At 65.9% G+C, this 17,710-nt stretch carries 30 protein-coding genes and 1 pseudogene; all 31 read left to right on the top strand.

All coding sequences use genetic code 11. From position 1 onward, the window contains the following. Positions 1 to 21 precede the first annotated feature (21 nt). Complete coding sequence (locus ACFY5C_RS28910; protein WP_389449239.1) at positions 22 to 1,620, top strand: fibronectin type III domain-containing protein; 1,599 nt, start codon at positions 22 to 24, stop codon at positions 1,618 to 1,620. Next, on the top strand, positions 1,617 to 2,102 hold the full coding sequence (locus ACFY5C_RS28905) for an adenylyltransferase/cytidyltransferase family protein (RefSeq protein WP_389449236.1): 486 nt from the start codon (positions 1,617 to 1,619) through the stop codon (positions 2,100 to 2,102). The genes ACFY5C_RS28910 and ACFY5C_RS28905 overlap by 4 nt, the downstream gene beginning before the upstream one ends. A gap of 537 nt (positions 2,103 to 2,639) precedes the next feature. Next, the gene (gene rpsJ, locus ACFY5C_RS28900) at positions 2,640 to 2,948 is read left to right on the top strand and encodes a 30S ribosomal protein S10 (RefSeq protein WP_003948644.1); all 309 of its coding nucleotides are present in this window, start codon (positions 2,640 to 2,642) and stop codon (positions 2,946 to 2,948) included. A gap of 17 nt (positions 2,949 to 2,965) precedes the next feature. Then, entirely contained in the window at positions 2,966 to 3,610 is a 645-nt protein-coding gene (rplC, locus tag ACFY5C_RS28895; RefSeq protein WP_389449233.1) for a 50S ribosomal protein L3, read from the top strand. A gap of 8 nt (positions 3,611 to 3,618) precedes the next feature. Beyond that, positions 3,619 to 4,275 carry a 50S ribosomal protein L4 gene (rplD, locus tag ACFY5C_RS28890; RefSeq protein ID WP_328424618.1) on the top strand — a complete coding sequence of 219 codons (657 nt, stop codon included), beginning with the start codon at positions 3,619 to 3,621 and terminating at the stop codon, positions 4,273 to 4,275. Then, complete coding sequence (gene rplW / locus ACFY5C_RS28885) at positions 4,275 to 4,694, top strand: 50S ribosomal protein L23 (RefSeq protein WP_389449230.1); 420 nt, start codon at positions 4,275 to 4,277, stop codon at positions 4,692 to 4,694. The genes rplD and rplW overlap by 1 nt, the downstream gene beginning before the upstream one ends. Before the next feature lie 40 nt (positions 4,695 to 4,734). Further along, positions 4,735 to 5,571, top strand: a complete 837-nt coding sequence (gene rplB / locus ACFY5C_RS28880; protein WP_062706768.1) for a 50S ribosomal protein L2 — start codon at positions 4,735 to 4,737, stop codon at positions 5,569 to 5,571. Positions 5,572 to 5,583: 12 nt separating this feature from the next. Further along, entirely contained in the window at positions 5,584 to 5,865 is a 282-nt protein-coding gene (gene rpsS / locus ACFY5C_RS28875) for a 30S ribosomal protein S19 (protein ID WP_147995160.1), read from the top strand. A 44-nt stretch (positions 5,866 to 5,909) separates the two neighbouring features. Then, complete coding sequence (gene rplV, locus ACFY5C_RS28870; RefSeq protein ID WP_026290933.1) at positions 5,910 to 6,257, top strand: 50S ribosomal protein L22; 348 nt, start codon at positions 5,910 to 5,912, stop codon at positions 6,255 to 6,257. After that, positions 6,257 to 7,078: a 30S ribosomal protein S3 gene (rpsC, locus tag ACFY5C_RS28865; RefSeq protein ID WP_037680401.1), complete on the top strand. Its 822-nt coding sequence runs from the start codon at positions 6,257 to 6,259 to the stop codon at positions 7,076 to 7,078. The genes rplV and rpsC overlap by 1 nt, the downstream gene beginning before the upstream one ends. A gap of 5 nt (positions 7,079 to 7,083) precedes the next feature. Then, positions 7,084 to 7,503: a 50S ribosomal protein L16 gene (gene rplP / locus ACFY5C_RS28860; protein ID WP_030745246.1), complete on the top strand. Its 420-nt coding sequence runs from the start codon at positions 7,084 to 7,086 to the stop codon at positions 7,501 to 7,503. Beyond that, complete coding sequence (gene rpmC / locus ACFY5C_RS28855) at positions 7,503 to 7,727, top strand: 50S ribosomal protein L29 (RefSeq protein ID WP_005481220.1); 225 nt, start codon at positions 7,503 to 7,505, stop codon at positions 7,725 to 7,727. The genes rplP and rpmC overlap by 1 nt, the downstream gene beginning before the upstream one ends. Continuing rightward, a complete protein-coding gene (rpsQ, locus tag ACFY5C_RS28850; RefSeq protein ID WP_003992363.1) occupies positions 7,727 to 8,014 on the top strand; it encodes a 30S ribosomal protein S17 in 288 nt (95 codons plus the stop codon). Before rpmC ends, rpsQ begins: the two co-directional genes overlap by 1 nt. Positions 8,015 to 8,119: 105 nt before the next feature. Next, a complete protein-coding gene (gene rplN / locus ACFY5C_RS28845; protein WP_003998823.1) occupies positions 8,120 to 8,488 on the top strand; it encodes a 50S ribosomal protein L14 in 369 nt (122 codons plus the stop codon). A 2-nt stretch (positions 8,489 to 8,490) separates the two neighbouring features. Continuing rightward, on the top strand, positions 8,491 to 8,814 hold the full coding sequence (rplX, locus tag ACFY5C_RS28840; protein ID WP_030046380.1) for a 50S ribosomal protein L24: 324 nt from the start codon (positions 8,491 to 8,493) through the stop codon (positions 8,812 to 8,814). Next, positions 8,814 to 9,371: a 50S ribosomal protein L5 gene (gene rplE, locus ACFY5C_RS28835; RefSeq protein ID WP_020135807.1), complete on the top strand. Its 558-nt coding sequence runs from the start codon at positions 8,814 to 8,816 to the stop codon at positions 9,369 to 9,371. Before rplX ends, rplE begins: the two co-directional genes overlap by 1 nt. Before the next feature lie 5 nt (positions 9,372 to 9,376). Then, entirely contained in the window at positions 9,377 to 9,562 is a 186-nt protein-coding gene (locus ACFY5C_RS28830) for a type Z 30S ribosomal protein S14 (RefSeq protein WP_003948630.1), read from the top strand. A gap of 213 nt (positions 9,563 to 9,775) precedes the next feature. Then, the gene (gene rpsH, locus ACFY5C_RS28825; protein ID WP_007384075.1) at positions 9,776 to 10,174 is read left to right on the top strand and encodes a 30S ribosomal protein S8; all 399 of its coding nucleotides are present in this window, start codon (positions 9,776 to 9,778) and stop codon (positions 10,172 to 10,174) included. Between the two features lie 24 nt (positions 10,175 to 10,198). Then, a complete protein-coding gene (rplF, locus tag ACFY5C_RS28820; protein WP_389449227.1) occupies positions 10,199 to 10,738 on the top strand; it encodes a 50S ribosomal protein L6 in 540 nt (179 codons plus the stop codon). A gap of 3 nt (positions 10,739 to 10,741) precedes the next feature. Further along, positions 10,742 to 11,125, top strand: a complete 384-nt coding sequence (rplR, locus tag ACFY5C_RS28815; RefSeq protein ID WP_055622533.1) for a 50S ribosomal protein L18 — start codon at positions 10,742 to 10,744, stop codon at positions 11,123 to 11,125. A gap of 41 nt (positions 11,126 to 11,166) precedes the next feature. Continuing rightward, positions 11,167 to 11,772, top strand: a complete 606-nt coding sequence (gene rpsE / locus ACFY5C_RS28810) for a 30S ribosomal protein S5 (protein WP_007494753.1) — start codon at positions 11,167 to 11,169, stop codon at positions 11,770 to 11,772. Between the two features lie 2 nt (positions 11,773 to 11,774). Further along, entirely contained in the window at positions 11,775 to 11,957 is a 183-nt protein-coding gene (gene rpmD / locus ACFY5C_RS28805; protein WP_003974250.1) for a 50S ribosomal protein L30, read from the top strand. Positions 11,958 to 11,959: 2 nt separating this feature from the next. Continuing rightward, positions 11,960 to 12,415, top strand: coding sequence for a 50S ribosomal protein L15 (gene rplO, locus ACFY5C_RS28800; RefSeq protein ID WP_031141307.1), 456 nt, complete (start codon positions 11,960 to 11,962; stop codon positions 12,413 to 12,415). 245 nt (positions 12,416 to 12,660) lie between these two features. Further along, on the top strand, positions 12,661 to 13,974 hold the full coding sequence (secY, locus tag ACFY5C_RS28795; RefSeq protein WP_389449224.1) for a preprotein translocase subunit SecY: 1,314 nt from the start codon (positions 12,661 to 12,663) through the stop codon (positions 13,972 to 13,974). After that, on the top strand, positions 13,974 to 14,636 hold the full coding sequence (locus tag ACFY5C_RS28790; protein ID WP_389449221.1) for an adenylate kinase: 663 nt from the start codon (positions 13,974 to 13,976) through the stop codon (positions 14,634 to 14,636). The genes secY and ACFY5C_RS28790 overlap by 1 nt, the downstream gene beginning before the upstream one ends. Before the next feature lie 142 nt (positions 14,637 to 14,778). Beyond that, positions 14,779 to 15,615: a type I methionyl aminopeptidase gene (gene map / locus ACFY5C_RS28785; protein WP_389449744.1), complete on the top strand. Its 837-nt coding sequence runs from the start codon at positions 14,779 to 14,781 to the stop codon at positions 15,613 to 15,615. A gap of 249 nt (positions 15,616 to 15,864) precedes the next feature. Continuing rightward, positions 15,865 to 16,086, top strand: a complete 222-nt coding sequence (gene infA, locus ACFY5C_RS28780; protein ID WP_003948620.1) for a translation initiation factor IF-1 — start codon at positions 15,865 to 15,867, stop codon at positions 16,084 to 16,086. Positions 16,087 to 16,144: 58 nt separating this feature from the next. Continuing rightward, a complete protein-coding gene (rpmJ, locus tag ACFY5C_RS28775) occupies positions 16,145 to 16,258 on the top strand; it encodes a 50S ribosomal protein L36 (RefSeq protein WP_003998809.1) in 114 nt (37 codons plus the stop codon). Between the two features lie 195 nt (positions 16,259 to 16,453). After that, positions 16,454 to 16,834 carry a 30S ribosomal protein S13 gene (gene rpsM, locus ACFY5C_RS28770; protein ID WP_037680379.1) on the top strand — a complete coding sequence of 127 codons (381 nt, stop codon included), beginning with the start codon at positions 16,454 to 16,456 and terminating at the stop codon, positions 16,832 to 16,834. Positions 16,835 to 16,904: 70 nt separating this feature from the next. Next, positions 16,905 to 17,309 carry a 30S ribosomal protein S11 gene (gene rpsK / locus ACFY5C_RS28765; RefSeq protein WP_017949643.1) on the top strand — a complete coding sequence of 135 codons (405 nt, stop codon included), beginning with the start codon at positions 16,905 to 16,907 and terminating at the stop codon, positions 17,307 to 17,309. A gap of 146 nt (positions 17,310 to 17,455) precedes the next feature. Then, positions 17,456 to 17,710, top strand: a pseudogene (locus ACFY5C_RS28760) (DNA-directed RNA polymerase subunit alpha); the annotation flags it as partial.

Here is a 17,710-nt window from a genome sequence, read left to right as displayed (position 1 = left end):
TGCTGCAACCCGGGATGTTCCATGCGCTTGAGAAAAAGCACGAAGCGGGGAGTCACCGCGGCTTCGGTCGCGGCCCTCCTCGCGGCTGCCTCGCTCATCACCGCTTCGGCCTCGGTGGCCGACAGCGACGAAAAGACCCTGACCGCCGACCCCTTGGCGACCTGGCAGACCGACGGCATCGTCTGGTCGATCGAGTACGCACGCGGCGTCGTCTATGTCGGCGGAACGTTCAACAAGGTCCGGCCTCCTGGCGCCGAGCCCGGCCGGCAGGAGGTCGCACGCAAGAACTTCGCGGCCTTCGACGCCGTCACCGGCAAACTGCTGCCGTGCGCCCACCGCTTCACCGGCGCCGGAAACACCGTGCGGGCGCTCAAGGCGACCGCGGACGGCAAGTTGCTCTACGTCGGCGGCTCTTTCGCCAACGCGGGCCAGGCCAGGGCAACCAACGCGGTCGCGCTCAACACGGCCGGCTGCTCGCTGCGCCAGGACTTCCGCCCGAAGATCTCGTCTGCCGTTCGGGCCATCGACGTCACGAAGGGCGCGGTCTACCTGGGAGGCGACTTCACGGCCGTCAACGGCCGGGAGAGGGAGCGCATCGCGGCGTTCACCCGCAGCGGTGCGCTGCTGCCGTTCAAGGCGGAGATCGAGGCTCCGGTACGCGCCATCAGCGCCGCGCCCGAGTACGGCAAGATCATCGTCGGCGGTGACTTCCAGCTGGTCAACGAGGACCTGGAGGCATCGCTCGTCGCCCTGCACCCCCGCACGGGGAAGACGGTGGCCCAGTACACGGACTGGCTGCCGGCCCGATCGGTCGTGAAGGCGCTGGTCCGCGACAAGACCAAGTTCTACGTGGCGGCCGAGGGCACCGGAACGGGCATCTTCGACGGGCGCATCGCCGCCAGCCTCCGTACCGGCAAGCTGGTGTGGAAGGACACCTGCCTGGGCGCAACCCAGGCCCTCGCCCTGCACAACGGCGTTCTCTACAGCGGATCCCACGCCCACGACTGCCGTGACACACCGGGCGGCTTCGCCGAGCACCACAACCGCCAGCACTTCCTGGCCCAGTCGACCCGTGACCGCCGCATCCTGCACTGGTTCCCCGACACGAACGAGGGGATCGGCGAGCAGAACGGTCCCCGGGCCATGGCGATGGCCGGCGGCATCCTGTGGGCGGGCGGCGAGTTCACCACCGTCAACAACCGTCCGCAGCAGAGCCTGACACGCTTCGCGTCCGGCCCGGACCGGGGGGCTCCGGAGAACCCGCCCCGGCTCACGGCCTCGGTCAAGAGCGCCGGTCGGGTGACGCTCACGTGGCGTGCCGCATGGGACCGGGACGACGCGGAGCTGAAGTACCTCATCTACCGGGACGGCGTGCTCGTGACGACGCGGACGGGACGGTCCCAGGAGTGGAACCGTCCCACGATGAAGTACACGGACACGGTCACCCCCGGCTCGCGCCATCGGTACACGATCGCCGTCTCCGACGGGCAGAACACCACGCTCAGGTCGCAGGCGCTCACAGTCACCGCGGTCGCCGACAAGGCTACGAAGGCCTCCAAGGCGTCCAAGGCGTCCAAGGCCTCCAAGGCGTCCAAGGCTTCGAAGGAAAGGCGGCGATGAGGGAGCGTCTCGGCTACGCGCCAGGGGTCTTCGACCTCTTCCACGTGGGCCATCTGAATGTCCTGCGCCGGGCCCGCGGGCACTGCGACCGGCTCGTCGCCGGAGTGTGCTCGGACGACCTCGTGGTGCGCCTGAAAGGCAGGCCGCCCGTGGTACCGCTCGCCGAGCGACTGCAGATCGTCCGCAGTGTGCGCTACGTGGACGAGACTTTCGTCGCGACCGTGGACGACAAGATGGAGATCTGGAAGGAAGTCGGTTTCGACGTCATCTTCAAGGGTGACGACTGGCTCGGCACGGACGTCTGGACGACGCTCGAAACCGAATTCGCGAGGGTGGGGGTGGAGGTCGTCTACTTCCCCTACACCGAGCACACCTCAAGCACCTTGCTCCGGGATGCGCTCCACCTCCTCGCCCCGCAGAAGCCTTCCGAGGCGCTCACGGGTCAGCTCGCCGGACCCCGTCCGGGCGGAGCGGAGAGCTGACGCGGGCGCCGATGGTCTGATGCTGGTGTGACTGACGGGTCCGTTGAGGTTGCGGGCCCGTCAGTCCGTCTGTCCGCCCCCGAATCAGGCGCCGCGCACCCCGCCCGGTCCGGGGCACGGCTGCCCGGGTTTCACCTACGTCACCCTCGGGGTATTCTCTCCGGCTCGATTGGCCAGCCCCCTGCCCCATATGGCAGACTGTCCGAGTTGCTCGGTCGAGTGTTGATGCTGCGCGCCTCCCGCCGGGAGGACCGGAAGCGAGTCCCACAGTACTCGTCGCCCTAACTGCCGTAAGGCAGCGCTGGGGCGGACGTACGGGAATCTTTCGGGAAGTGACAGTGCGACGCCGACCAGGCGCCCGGTGGGCCTCCTAGCTCCCGGCTTGCGGTTCCGGAAGGGCCGTGTTCCCACGCAGGGATGTTCGATCAAGGGGCATCTGTGTCAGCGGGAGCGCGACACGCCCGACCGCGTGGGTCGGAGGAGGTCAAGGGAACACCGGGTTCCAGAGCGTAAGAGAGACAGGACTACTGAGTAGCCATGGCGGGACAGAAGATCCGCATCCGGCTCAAGGCCTACGACCACGAGGTCATCGACTCCTCGGCGAAGAAGATCGTCGAGACGGTGACCCGCACTGGTGCGTCGGTCGCGGGCCCGGTGCCGCTGCCCACTGAGAAGAACGTGTACTGCGTCATCAAGTCGCCGCACAAGTACAAGGACTCGCGCGAGCACTTCGAGATGCGCACGCACAAGCGCCTGATCGACATCCTCGACCCGACTCCCAAGACCGTTGACTCTCTGATGCGACTCGACCTCCCGGCCGGTGTCGACATCGAGATCAAGCTCTGAGGGCCGGTGATCTGAGAATGGCTAAGCAGATCAAGGGCATCCTGGGCGAGAAGCTCGGCATGACGCAGGTGTGGGACGCGAACAACCGTGTTGTTCCGGTCACCGTCGTCAAGGCCGGCCCCAACGTCGTGACCCAGGTGCGTACGAACGACATCGACGGCTACGAGTCGGTCCAGATCGCCTTCGGCGAGATCGACCCGCGCAAGGTGAACAAGCCCCTCAAGGGTCACTTCGCCAAGGCCGACGTCACGCCCCGCCGCCACCTCGTCGAGATCCGCACCGCGGACGCCTCCGAGTACACGCTGGGTCAGGAGATCTCTGCGGAGGTCTTCGAGGCCGGCGTCAAGGTGGACGTGACCGGCAAGAGCAAGGGCAAGGGCTTCGCCGGTGTCATGAAGCGTCACAACTTCAAGGGCCTCGGCGCCGGACACGGCACCCAGCGCAAGCACCGCTCTCCCGGTTCCATCGGTGGCTGCGCCACCCCGGGCCGTGTGTTCAAGGGCCTCCGCATGGCGGGTCGCATGGGCAACGAGCGGGTCACCACCCAGAACCTGACCGTCCACGCCGTTGACGCGGAGAAGGGTCTGCTGCTCATCAAGGGCGCGGTTCCCGGTCCGAACGGCGGCCTCGTCCTGGTCCGCACTGCGGCCAAGGGGGCCTGAGGTAACCGATGAGCACTGTTGACATCCTTTCGCCGGCGGGCGACAAGGCCGGTTCCGTCGAGCTCCCCGCGGAGATCTTCGACGTAGAGAAGATCAGCGTTCCGCTGCTCCACCAGGTCGTCGTCGCGCAGCTGGCCGCTGCCCGCCAGGGCACGCACAAGACCAAGACCCGCGGTGAAGTCCGTGGCGGTGGCAAGAAGCCTTACCGCCAGAAGGGCACCGGTCGCGCCCGTCAGGGTTCGACCCGCGCGCCGCAGTTCGCCGGTGGTGGCGTCGTGCACGGTCCCGTGCCGCGTGACTACTCGCAGCGGACCCCGAAGAAGATGAAGGCCGCGGCCCTGCGCCACGCCCTGACCGACCGGGCCCGCAACAACCGCATCCACGTCGTCTCCGGCGTGATCGAGGGCGACAACCCGTCCACGAAGGCCGCCAAGAGCCTGTTCGGCAAGATCTCGGAGCGCAAGAACCTGCTCCTGGTCGTCGAGCGCGCCGACGAGGCCGCGTGGCTGTCCGCCCGCAACCTGCCCCAGGTCCACATCCTGGAGCCGGGCCAGCTGAACACGTACGACGTTCTCGTCTCGGACGACGTGGTCTTCACCCAGGCCGCGTTCGAGTCCTTCGTGTCGGGCCCGAAGGCCAATGACACCGAAGGGAGCGAGGTCTGATGGCCATCCGTCACCCCGCCATTGCCTCGAAGGCCGCGAAGAAGGCCAAGGAGGCGCGCGTCAAGAAGGCGCGTCGCCACGCCGCCGAGGGCAAGAACACCGTCGTCACGCCGGCGAGCAAGGCGTTCACGGACCTCCGTGACATCCTGATCAAGCCGGTCGTGTCCGAGAAGAGCTACGCGCTCCTCGACGACAACAAGTACACGTTCGTCGTCGCCCCGGGCAGCAACAAGACCCAGATCAAGCAGGCCGTCGAGACGGTCTTCGAGGTCAAGGTCACCGGGGTCAACACGATCAACCGCCAGGGCAAGCGCAAGCGCACCAAGACCGGTTTCGGTCAGCGTGCCGGCACCAAGCGCGCGATCGTGACCCTCGCTGAGGGCGACCGTATCGACATCTTCGGCGGTCCGACCGCCTAAGGGCGGTCCGGATCGTCCGATATCGGACGAGGACTGAGAAATGGGAATCCGCAAGTACAAGCCGACTACGCCGGGCCGTCGTGGCTCCAGCGTCGCCGACTTCGTCGAGGTCACGCGGTCCACGCCGGAGAAGTCGTTGGTCCGCCCCCTGCACAGCAAGGGTGGCCGTAACAACTCCGGTCGTGTGACCGTCCGCCACCAGGGTGGTGGCCACAAGCGCGCCTACCGAGTGATCGACTTCCGTCGTCACGACAAGGACGGCGTGCCGGCGAAGGTCGCGCACATCGAGTACGACCCCAACCGCACCGCGCGCATCGCGCTGCTGCACTACGCCGACGGCGAGAAGCGCTACATCCTCGCCCCGCGCAACCTGCAGCAGGGTGACCGCGTGGAGAACGGTCCCGGGGCCGACATCAAGCCGGGCAACAACCTGGCGCTCCGCAACATCCCGGTCGGTACCACGATCCACGCGATCGAGCTCCGTCCCGGTGGCGGCGCCAAGTTCGCCCGCTCCGCCGGTGCCTCCGTGCAGCTGCTCGCGAAGGAGGGCTCGATGGCCCACCTCCGCATGCCCTCCGGCGAGATCCGCCTGGTCGACGTGCGCTGCCGCGCCACCGTCGGCGAGGTCGGCAACGCCGAGCAGAGCAACATCAACTGGGGCAAGGCCGGCCGTAAGCGCTGGCTGGGCGTTCGTCCGACCGTTCGCGGTGTGGCGATGAACCCGGTTGACCACCCCCACGGTGGTGGTGAGGGCAAGACCTCCGGTGGTCGCCACCCGGTCAGCCCCTGGGGTCAGAAGGAAGGTCGTACTCGTGCTCCCAAGAAGGCGAGCAACAAGTACATCGTCCGCCGCCGCAAGACGAACAAGAAGCGCTAGGAGCGGGTTTAGATGCCGCGCAGTCTCAAGAAGGGGCCCTTCGTCGACGACCACCTGATCAAGAAGGTGGAAACGCAGAACGAAGCAGGCACCAAGAACGTCATCAAGACCTGGTCCCGTCGCTCCATGATCGTGCCGGCCATGCTCGGCCACACGCTCGCGGTGCACAACGGCAAGACCCACATCCCGGTGTTCGTCACCGAGTCGATGGTCGGCCACAAGCTCGGCGAGTTCTCGCCGACGCGCACCTTCCGGGGCCACGTCAAGGACGACCGGAAGTCGAAGCGCCGCTAGTAGCGGATCGCATTCAGACACGTAAGTAACTGAGAGGGACAACCATGGAAGCCAGGGCCCAGGCGCGGTACATCCGCGTTACGCCCATGAAGGCCCGCCGCGTGGTGGACCTTATCCGTGGCATGGATGCCACGGAGGCTCAGGCTGTTCTGCGATTCGCTCCGCAGGCAGCCTCCGTGCCCGTCGGCAAGGTGCTCGACAGCGCCATCGCCAACGCCGCGCACAACTACGACCACCCGGACGCCTCCTCGCTGGTCATCAGCGAGGCGTACGTCGACGAGGGCCCGACCCTGAAGCGGTTCCGGCCGCGCGCCCAGGGCCGTGCCTACCGGATCCGCAAGCGGACCAGCCACATCACCGTGGTCGTCAGCAGCAAGGAAGGAACCCGGTAATGGGCCAGAAGGTAAACCCGCATGGGTTCCGGCTCGGTGTCACGACCGACTTCAAGTCGCGTTGGTACGCCGACAAGCTGTACAAGGACTACGTCAAGGAAGACGTCGCCATCCGTCGGATGATGACGTCCGGTATGGAGCGCGCCGGTATCTCGAAGGTTGAGATCGAGCGCACCCGTGACCGCGTGCGGGTGGACATCCACACCGCTCGTCCGGGCATCGTCATCGGCCGCCGTGGCGCCGAGGCCGACCGCATCCGCGGTGACCTCGAGAAGCTCACGGGCAAGCAGGTCCAGCTGAACATCCTCGAGGTCAAGAGCCCCGAGACGGACGCTCAGCTGGTTGCTCAGGCCGTTGCCGAGCAGCTCTCCTCCCGCGTCTCCTTCCGTCGCGCCATGCGTAAGAGCATGCAGGGCACGATGAAGGCCGGCGCCAAGGGCATCAAGATCCAGTGCGGTGGCCGCCTCGGTGGCGCCGAGATGTCCCGCTCGGAGTTCTACCGCGAGGGCCGTGTGCCCCTGCACACGCTCCGTGCGAACGTGGACTACGGCTTCTTCGAGGCCAAGACGACCTTCGGCCGCATCGGTGTGAAGGTCTGGATCTACAAGGGCGACGTCAAGAACATCGCCGAGGTCCGCGCCGAGAACGCTGCCGCCCGTGCGGGTAACCGCCCGGCTCGCGGTGGCGGCTCCGACCGCCCGGCCCGTGGTGGCCGCGGTGGCGAGCGGCGCGGTCGTAAGCCGCAGCAGGCTGCCGGCGCCGAGGCCCCCAAGGCCGAGGCCCCCGCCGCTCCGGCTGAGAGCACCGGAACGGAGGCCTGACCGAAATGCTGATCCCCCGTAGGGTCAAGCACCGCAAGCAGCACCACCCGAAGCGCAGCGGTATGTCCAAGGGTGGAACGCAGGTTGCGTTCGGCGAGTACGGCATCCAGGCGCTCACCCCGGCCTATGTGACGAACCGTCAGATCGAGGCCGCTCGTATCGCCATGACGCGTCACATCAAGCGTGGTGGCAAGGTCTGGATCAACATCTACCCGGACCGTCCCCTCACCAAGAAGCCTGCCGAGACCCGCATGGGTTCCGGTAAGGGTTCTCCGGAGTGGTGGATCGCCAACGTGAAGCCCGGACGCGTGATGTTCGAGCTGTCGTACCCCAACGAGAAGATCGCCCGTGAGGCGCTGACCCGTGCGGCCCACAAGCTGCCGATGAAGTGCCGGATCGTCAAGCGCGAGGCAGGTGAAGCGTGATGTCGGCCGGTACCAAGGCGTCCGAGCTGCGCGAACTGGGTGACGAGGAGCTGCTGAACAAGCTCCGCGAAGCCAAGGAAGAGCTGTTCAACCTCCGCTTCCAGGCGGCGACGGGCCAGCTCGAGAACCACGGTCGGCTCAAGGCCGTCCGTAAGGACATCGCGCGGATCTACACCCTGATGCGTGAGCGCGAGCTGGGCATCGAGACGGTGGAGAGCGCCTGATGAGTGAGAGCAACGTGACTGAGCAGACTGCAGAGGCCCGCGGCTTCCGCAAGACCCGTGAGGGTCTCGTCGTCAGCGACAAGATGGACAAGACCGTCGTCGTCGCCGTCGAGGACCGCGTCAAGCACGCGCTGTACGGCAAGGTCATCCGCCGTACCAACAAGCTCAAGGCGCACGACGAGCAGAACGCCGCGGGCGTCGGCGACCGTGTCCTCCTCATGGAGACCCGGCCGCTGTCCGCGACGAAGCGCTGGCGCGTCGTCGAGATCCTCGAGAAGGCCAAGTAATTTCCTGCGGGCAAACCCGCAGGTCAGTTCCGCCAGGCTCGGCAGGGGCACGCCTCGTCATGAGACGGCCCCTGCCGGGAACCGGCAGACAAACAGGAGATAGACGTGATCCAGCAGGAGTCGCGACTGCGTGTCGCCGACAACACTGGTGCGAAGGAGATCCTTTGCATCCGTGTGCTCGGTGGCTCCGGTCGCCGCTACGCGGGCATCGGTGACGTCATCGTCGCCACCGTCAAGGACGCGATCCCCGGTGGCAACGTGAAGAAGGGTGACGTCGTCAAGGCGGTCATCGTTCGCACCGTCAAGGAGCGCCGCCGTCCGGACGGCTCGTACATCCGCTTCGACGAGAACGCCGCCGTCATTCTGAAGAACGACGGCGACCCTCGCGGCACCCGTATCTTCGGCCCCGTCGGCCGTGAGCTGCGCGAGAAGAAGTTCATGAAGATCATCTCGCTCGCGCCGGAGGTGCTGTAAGCATGAAGATCAAGAAGGGCGACCTGGTCCAGGTCATCACCGGCAAGGACAAGGGCAAGCAGGGCAAGGTCATTGCCGCTTACCCGCGCGACGAGCGTGTCCTGGTCGAGGGTGTCAACCGGGTCAAGAAGCACACCAAGGCCGGCCCGACCGCCAAGGGTTCGCAGGCCGGTGGCATCGTCACGACTGAGGCGCCGATCCACGTCTCCAACGTCCAGCTGGTCGTTGAGAAGGACGGCAACAAGGTCGTCACGCGTGTCGGTTACCGCTTCGACGACGAAGGCAACAAGATCCGCGTTGCCAAGCGGACGGGTGAGGACATCTGATGGCTACCACCACCACTCCGCGTCTGAAGACGAAGTACCGCGAGGAGATCGCGGGCAAGCTGCGTGACGAGTTCAAGTACGAGAACGTCATGCAGATCCCCGGCCTCGTCAAGATCGTGGTCAACATGGGTGTGGGCGACGCCGCCCGCGACTCCAAGCTGATCGAGGGCGCCATCCGCGACCTCACCACGATCACCGGTCAGAAGCCGGCCGTCACCAAGGCCCGCAAGTCCATCGCGCAGTTCAAGCTGCGTGAGGGCCAGCCGATCGGTGCCCACGTCACGCTCCGTGGCGACCGCATGTGGGAGTTCCTGGACCGCACCCTGTCGCTCGCGCTGCCGCGCATCCGCGACTTCCGTGGTCTGTCCCCCAAGCAGTTCGACGGCCGTGGCAACTACACCTTCGGTCTCACCGAGCAGGTCATGTTCCACGAGATCGACCAGGACAAGATCGACCGTACCCGGGGCATGGACATCACCGTGGTGACCACGGCGACCAACGACGCTGAGGGCCGTGCGCTCCTTCGTCACCTCGGCTTCCCCTTCAAGGAGGCGTGAGCGAGATGGCGAAGAAGGCTCTGATCGCGAAGGCTGCTCGCAAGCCCAAGTTCGGCGTGCGTGGCTACACGCGCTGCCAGCGTTGTGGCCGTCCCCACTCCGTGTACCGCAAGTTCGGCCTGTGCCGCGTGTGCCTTCGTGAGATGGCTCACCGTGGCGAGCTGCCGGGCGTGACCAAGAGCTCCTGGTAATCCCCCTTTTAGGGATTCCAAGGGCTCTCGGTAAGCACTGGGCGTGTCAGGCGCCCTCCCTTCCATGGCTTAGGCTTGGAGGGTTGGGCGCCTGACGGTCGCCCGTACGACTTACTACGCCGTAGGTCCACCGCGCCGCACCCGTCCCGTCTCGGATCGGGGAGAGGGATGGCGCACCAGGAAACCCCGGCGAGAGAGGCCGAAGGCCAATTCATGACCATGACTGATCCGATCGCAGACATGCTTACGCGTCTGCGGAACGCGAACTCGGCATACCACGACTCCGTGACGATGCCGGCATCGAAGATCAAGTCGCACATCGCGGAGATCCTCCAGCAGGAGGGCTTCATCACGGGCTGGAAGGTCGAGGACGCCGAGGTCGGCAAGAACCTCGTTCTCGAGCTGAAGTTCGGCCCGAACCGTGAGCGCTCCATCGCGGGCATCAAGCGGATCTCCAAGCCCGGTCTCCGGGTGTACGCGAAGTCCACCAACCTGCCGAAGGTGCTCGGCGGCCTCGGCGTGGCGATCATCTCCACGTCGCACGGGCTCCTCACCGACAAGCAGGCCGGCAAGAAGGGCGTGGGTGGGGAAGTCCTCGCCTACGTCTGGTAGCGGAAGGGAACGGAGGAAACAGCTATGTCGCGTATTGGCAAGCTCCCCATCACGGTTCCCGCCGGCGTGGACGTCACCATCGACGGCCGTACGGTTTCGGTCAAGGGCCCCAAGGGCGAACTGACCCACACCGTTGCCGCGCCGATCGACATCGTCAGGGATGAGGAGGGCGTTCTGAACGTCACCCGCCCGAACGACGAGCGTCAGAACAAGGCCCTGCACGGCCTGTCCCGCACGCTGGTGGCGAACATGATCACCGGCGTGACCCAGGGTTACGTGAAGAAGCTCGAGATCAGCGGTGTCGGTTACCGCGTGACGGCCAAGGGTTCGAACCTGGAGTTCGCTCTGGGCTACAGCCACCCGATCACCGTCGAGGCCCCCGAGGGCATCACCTTCAAGGTGGAGGCCCCCACCCGGTTCTCGGTCGAGGGCATCGACAAGCAGAAGGTCGGCGAGGTTGCGGCCAACATCCGCAAGCTGCGCAAGCCCGACCCGTACAAGGCCAAGGGCGTCAAGTACGAGGGCGAAGTCATCCGCCGCAAGGTCGGAAAGGCGGGTAAGTAAGCCATGGCATACGGACAGAAGATCCTTAAGGGCGACGCCTACAAGCGCGCCGCGATCAAGCGCCGCCACATCCGGATCCGTAAGCACATCAACGGAACGGCGGAGCGTCCGCGTCTGGTCGTTACCCGCTCGAACCGCCACATCGTGGCCCAGGTGATCGACGACATCAAGGGTCACACCCTTGCGTCGGCATCCACCCTGGACACCACGATCCGCGGTGGCGAGGGCGACAAGTCCGCGCAGGCCAAGCAGGTCGGCGCCCTGGTCGCCGAGCGCGCCAAGGCCGCCGGCGTCGAGGCTGTCGTATTCGACCGTGGTGGCAATCAGTACGCCGGGCGCATTGCCGCCCTGGCGGACGCCGCCCGCGAAGCCGGGCTCAAGTTCTGAGCCGCTTCCGTAGCTAGCGGAAAAAGAGAGAGGTAATTCCAATGGCTGGACCCCAGCGCCGCGGTGGCGGTGCCGGTGGCGGCGAGCGGCGGGACCGGAAGGGCCGTGACGGCGGCGCAGCTGCCGCCGAGAAGACCGCTTACGTTGAGCGCGTTGTCGCGATCAACCGTGTCGCCAAGGTTGTGAAGGGTGGTCGTCGCTTCAGCTTCACCGCGCTGGTCGTGGTGGGCGACGGTGACGGCACCGTAGGTGTCGGTTACGGCAAGGCCAAGGAGGTGCCGGCCGCCATCGCCAAGGGTGTTGAGGAGGCCAAGAAGCACTTCTTCAAGGTCCCCCGTATCCAGGGCACCATCCCGCACCCGATCCAGGGTGAGAAGGCTGCCGGCGTCGTGCTGCTCAAGCCCGCGTCGCCCGGTACCGGTGTTATCGCCGGTGGTCCGGTGCGTGCCGTGCTCGAGTGCGCCGGTATCCACGACATCCTGTCGAAGTCGCTCGGCTCCGACAACGCGATCAACATCGTGCACGCGACCGTGGCGGCCCTGAAGGGCCTGCAGCGTCCCGAGGAGGTCGCGGCCCGCCGTGGTCTGCCGCTCGAGGACGTCGCCCCCGCGGCTCTTCTCCGTGCGCGTGCCGGGGCGGGTGCGTAATCATGGCGCAGCTCAAGATTACGCAGGTCAAGTCCTACATCGGCAGCAAGCAGAACCACCGCGACACCCTGCGCTCCCTTGGTCTCAAGGGGATCAACACGCAGGTCGTCAAGGAGGACCGCCCCGAGTTCCGCGGCATGGTGCACACCGTCCGCCACCTCGTGACGGTCGAGGAGGTCGACTGATCATGGCGGAGAACAACCCGCTCAAGATCCACAACCTCCGTCCCGCCCCGGGCGCCAAGACCGCCAAGACCCGTGTGGGTCGTGGTGAGGCGTCGAAGGGTAAGACGGCCGGTCGTGGTACCAAGGGTACGAAGGCTCGTTACCAGGTTCCGGAGCGCTTTGAGGGTGGGCAGATGCCCCTCCACATGCGCCTTCCGAAGCTGAAGGGCTTCAAGAACCCGTTCAAGACCGAGTTCCAGGTCGTGAACCTCGACAAGCTGGCCGCGCTCTACCCCGAGGGTGGCGAGGTCACGGTCGAGGGCCTGGTGGCGAAGGGTGCCGTTCGCAAGAACAGCCTCGTCAAGGTCCTCGGCCAAGGTGAGATCTCCGTGGCGCTGCAGGTGACGGTTGACGCCGTCTCCGGCTCCGCCAAGGAGAAGATCACCGCCGCCGGCGGCAGCGTCACCGAGCTCGTCTGAACCCATCAGGCGTCTCGATGACTTGAGCGATCCCGACCGGGGATACCCCACAAATGGGGTATCCCCGGTTGGTCGTTCCAAGGGGGGCGGTCCCGCGGGTAAGGTGGCCTGCACTGCCCACTTTTACGGAGTGCTTCTTGTGGGGCACTCTGAGCGGCAGTTGACCGTTAGCTAAGTCGTTCCTATTAGTCGAACCTCAAGACCGTCACCCTTGACGCAGTAGCGCGGGGGTCGCAGGAGGCACCGTGCTCACCGCGTTCGCCCGGGCGTTCAAGACGCCCGACCTGCGCAAGAAGCTGCTCTTCACGCTCGGCATCATCGTGATCTTCCGGGTCGGTACCCACATTCCGATTCCGGGTGTCGATTACCGGGCCGTACAGGTCTGTATCGACCAGGCGGACGCCAACCAGGGCCTTTTCGGTCTGGTCAACATGTTCAGCGGCGGCGCACTGCTTCAGATCACGATCTTCGCGCTCGGCATCATGCCGTACATCACGGCGAGCATCATCCTGCAGCTGCTGACCGTCGTGATCCCGCGCCTGGAAGCCTTGAAGAAGGAAGGCCAGGCCGGTACGGCGAAGATCACGCAGTACACCCGGTACCTGACGGTGGCGCTCGCCGTGCTGCAGGGAACCGGTCTGGTAGCCACCGCCCGCAGTGGTGCGCTCTTCCAGAACTGCCAGGTCGCCAACCAGATCGTGCCGGACCGCTCGATCTTCACCACCGTCGTGATGGTCATCACCATGACCGCCGGTACGGCCATGGTCATGTGGCTCGGTGAGCTGATCACCGACCGCGGCATCGGCAACGGCATGTCGATCCTGATGTTCATCTCGATCGCCGCGACCTTCCCGTCCGCGCTGTGGGCCATCAAGAAGCAGGGCTCCCTGGCCGGCGGCTGGATCGAGTTCGGCACCGTGGTCGCGGTCGGTCTCGTCATGATCGGCCTGGTGGTCTTCGTCGAGCAGGCTCAGCGCCGAATTCCCGTCCAGTACGCGAAGCGCATGATCGGCCGCCGGTCCTACGGCGGTACTTCGACGTACATTCCGCTGAAGGTCAACCAGGCGGGCATCATCCCTGTGATCTTTGCCTCGTCGCTGCTCTACATCCCCGCACTGATCGCGCAGTTCGCCGGTGGAAACGCCGGTTGGAAGACCTGGATCGAGCAGAACCTCGCGCTCACGGACGCTCCGCTGCACATCACCCTGTACTTCTTCCTGATCATTTTCTTCGCGTTCTTCTACGTGGCCATCTCGTTCAACCCCGAGGAAGTCGCGGACAACATGAAGAAGTATGGTGGCTTCATCCCGGGCATCCGGGCTGGCCGACCGACCGCTGAGTACCTTTCGTACGTGCTCAACCGGATCACTTGGCCGGGCTCGCTGTACTTGGGCCTGATCGCTCTCGTGCCGACGATGGCGTTGGCTGGTTTCGGGGCAAACCAGAACTTCCCGTTCGGCGGGACCAGCATCCTGATCATCGTGGGTGTCGGTCTCGAAACGGTGAAGCAGATCGAGAGCCAGCTCCAGCAGCGCAATTACGAAGGGTTCCTCCGCTGATGCGTATCGTCCTCGTCGGGCCGCCGGGCGCCGGTAAGGGAACGCAGGCTGCGTTCCTCGCCAAGAACCTGTCGATCCCGCACATCTCCACGGGCGACCTGTTCCGCGCCAACATCAGCCAGCAGACGGAGCTCGGGAAGCTCGCGAAGTCCTACATGGACGCGGGCAACCTGGTGCCGGACGAGGTCACCATCGGGATGGCCAAGGACCGCATGGAGAAGCCGGACGCCGAGGGCGGCTTCCTGCTGGACGGCTTCCCGCGCAACGTGTCCCAGGCCGAGGCGCTCGACGAGATGCTCCAGTCCGAGAGCATGAAGCTGGACGCCGTCCTGGACCTCGAGGTCCCGGAGGAAGAGGTCGTCAAGCGGATCGCCGGGCGGCGGATCTGCCGCAAGGACTCCAGCCACGTCTTCCACGTGACGTACAGCCAGCCGAAGAAGGAAGGCGTCTGCGACGTCTGCGGCGGCGAGCTGTACCAGCGGGACGACGACTCGGAGGAGACGGTCCGCAAGCGTCTCGAGGTCTACCACACGCAGACCGAGCCGATCATCGACTACTACAAGACCCAGGGACTGGTGGTCACCATCTCCGCTCTGGGCAAGGTCGAAGAGGTCACGGCGCGCGCCATGGAGGCGCTCCAGCGTGACGGGGACGGCAAGTAGCAGCGTTCCTGGCTCTCGCACGTAGCTCAGGCCGCGGCTCCCTTTGAGGGGGCCGCGGCTGCTGCGTGGGGTGGGGCGCGCAGCCTCCGCCCTTATGGTTGAAGCAGTCCCCTCTATTCAGTTCAGGAAGGCCCCCGTCCCCATGGTGCAGATCAAGAGCCCCGAGCAGATCGCCAAGATGCGTGAGGCGGGGCTGGTCGTCGCCGCCATTCACGCGGCCACGCGCGAGGCCGCGGTACCGGGGGCCAGCACCAAGGATCTGGACGAGGTCGCCCGCAAGGTGCTCGCGGAGCACGGCGCCAAGTCGAACTTCCTCGGCTACGGCGGTTTCCCGGCCACCATCTGCACGTCCGTGAACGACGTCGTCGTCCACGGCATCCCGTCCGAGGACGTCGTCCTCAAGGACGGCGACATCATCTCCATCGACTGCGGTGCGATCATCGACGGCTGGCACGGTGACGCCGCCTACACCGCCTTCGTGGGCTCCGGTCACGCTCCGGAGCTCGTCGAGCTCTCCCGGGTGACCGAGGAGTCGATGTGGGCCGGCATCGCGGCCATGAAGCAGGGCAATCGTCTCGTCGACGTCTCCCGTGCCATCGAGACGTACATCCGCCGGCAGCCCAAGCCGGGCGGCGGGCGCTACGGGATCATCGAGGACTACGGCGGCCACGGCATCGGGACCGAGATGCACATGGACCCGCACCTGCTGAACTACGTCGAGCGGCGGCGGGGGAAGGGGCCGAAGCTCGTGCCGGGGTTCTGTCTCGCCATCGAGCCCATGGTTTCGCTGGGCACGCCCAAGACCGAGGTCCTCTCGGACGACTGGACCGTGATCACGACTGACGGCACGTGGTCGTCCCACTGGGAGCACTCGGTCGCGCTGACCGAAGAGGGGCCGCTCGTGCTGACGGCTCCCGACGGCGGCAAGGCGAAGCTGGCCGAGCACGGCATCGTCGCCGCGCCGGATCCGTTGGCCTGAGCGCCGTCCGGGCAGGGTGAACCTGCTGGTCGGCGGGTGCGGCTTCGTCGTGGTTGCCGGCGCAGTTCGGCGCGCCCCCGGGTCGGCTGCGCTTAAGGATCTTCCAAGTGGGGCAGAGTTCCCCGATTCGTCTTTCCGGGTGCGCTGACGTAGACTGACTCGTCGGCTCTTGTGCACCCGCATGTCTGCATGCACCCGTAAGGGAAAGCGCAGGAGTCGATCAAGGTAGTCGATTCCGAAGGGCGAAGCGTGGCCAAGAAGCAAGGTGCCATCGAGATCGAGGGCACTGTCGTCGAGTCTCTGCCGAACGCCATGTTCAAGGTCGAGCTCCAGAACGGCCACCAGGTCCTGGCACACATCAGCGGCAAGATGCGCATGCACTACATCCGCATCCTCCCTGACGACCGGGTCGTGGTGGAGTTGTCTCCGTACGACCTGACGCGTGGCCGGATCGTCTACCGCTACAAGTAGATCTTGCCCGCGCCCCGGGCTTCCCGAGGCGATGGCACTGACCCGGAGAACCTCACCAATGAAGGTCAAGCCGAGCGTCAAGAAGATCTGCGACAAGTGCAGGGTGATCCGCCGTCACGGTCGGGTCATGGTCATCTGCGAGAACCCGCGCCACAAGCAGCGCCAGGGCTGACGCACGATCGTCCACTCCCTCTGCAACGACATCGCAGAGATTCGCGCGACGCGAGCTGAATATGTTCATACGCAGGACCCAGGCGAGTTTCGCCTGACACCCCCGGTTCGGAGGCCGGGGACCCAGTTCGTACCTGGTACGGCGGCTGGGATTCGGTCCTGTGGAAGACCTCCGAAGATCACCAGGAGCCATTGAATGGCACGCGTTTCCGGTGTTGACATCCCGCGCGAAAAGCGCGTGGAGGTCGCCCTCACCTACGTGTTCGGCATCGGCCGGACCCTTTCGCAGCTGACGCTGGCGGAGACGGGCATCGACCCGAACACCCGTGTTCGTGACCTGAGCGAAGAGCAGCTCGTCGCGATCCGCGAGTACGTCGACAACAACATCAAGACCGAGGGTGACCTCCGTCGCGAGATCCAGGCCGACATCCGCCGCAAGGTCGAGATCGGCTGCTACCAGGGTCTGCGTCACCGCCGTGGCCTGCCGGTCCGCGGTCAGCGCACCAGCACCAACGCCCGCACCCGCAAGGGCCCGCGTCGCGCCATCGCCGGCAAGAAGAAGCCGGGCAAGAAGTAGTCCTCAGCGGACAACGCTTCATCAGCGGTCTTCGCTGTAGGACCGACCACCTCCCCGTAGGAGTTAACAGATGCCCCCCAAGGGACGTCAGGGCGCCGTCAAGAAGGTGCGCCGCAAGGAAAAGAAGAACGTCGCTCACGGCCACGCGCACATCAAGAGCACGTTCAACAACACGATCGTCTCCATCACGGACCCGTCGGGCAACGTGATCTCCTGGGCCTCCGCCGGCCACGTCGGCTTCAAGGGCTCCCGGAAGTCCACGCCGTTCGCCGCGCAGATGGCTGCCGAGTCGGCTGCCCGCCGCGCCCAGGAGCACGGCATGCGCAAGGTCGACGTCTTCGTCAAGGGTCCGGGCTCCGGTCGTGAGACCGCGATCCGCTCCCTGCAGGCCACGGGCCTCGAGGTCGGCTCCATCCAGGACGTCACCCCGACCCCGCACAACGGCTGCCGCCCGCCGAAGCGCCGCCGCGTCTGAGGCACGGTTCGCTTGAGGTTCCGGGCGGTACGACTCCGTAAGGGGTTGTATCGCCCGTACCCTTGCAGTACCCGCACTCTTCATGGGTGCGGTTTCCGTCGGACGTCAAATAGCGGGCGTCCACGAAAGAAGGATCTGATCCACACATGCTGATTGCTCAGCGTCCCTCGTTGACCGAAGAGGTCGTCGACGAGTTCCGCTCCCGGTTCGTGATCGAGCCGCTGGAGCCGGGCTTCGGTTACACCCTCGGCAACTCCCTGCGCCGGACCCTCCTGTCGTCGATCCCGGGTGCTGCGGTCACGTCCATCCGCATCGACGGCGTGCTGCACGAGTTCACCACCGTGCCGGGCGTCAAGGAGGACGTCACCGACCTGATCCTCAACATCAAGCAGCTGGTCGTC

Origin of the sequence: Streptomyces sp. NPDC012935, assembly GCF_042900345.1 — a bacterium.
GTDB lineage: Bacteria > Actinomycetota > Actinomycetes > Streptomycetales > Streptomycetaceae > Streptomyces.
The sequence above is the reverse complement of the archived record's forward strand: the minus strand, read 5'-3'. Positions and strand labels throughout refer to the sequence as shown.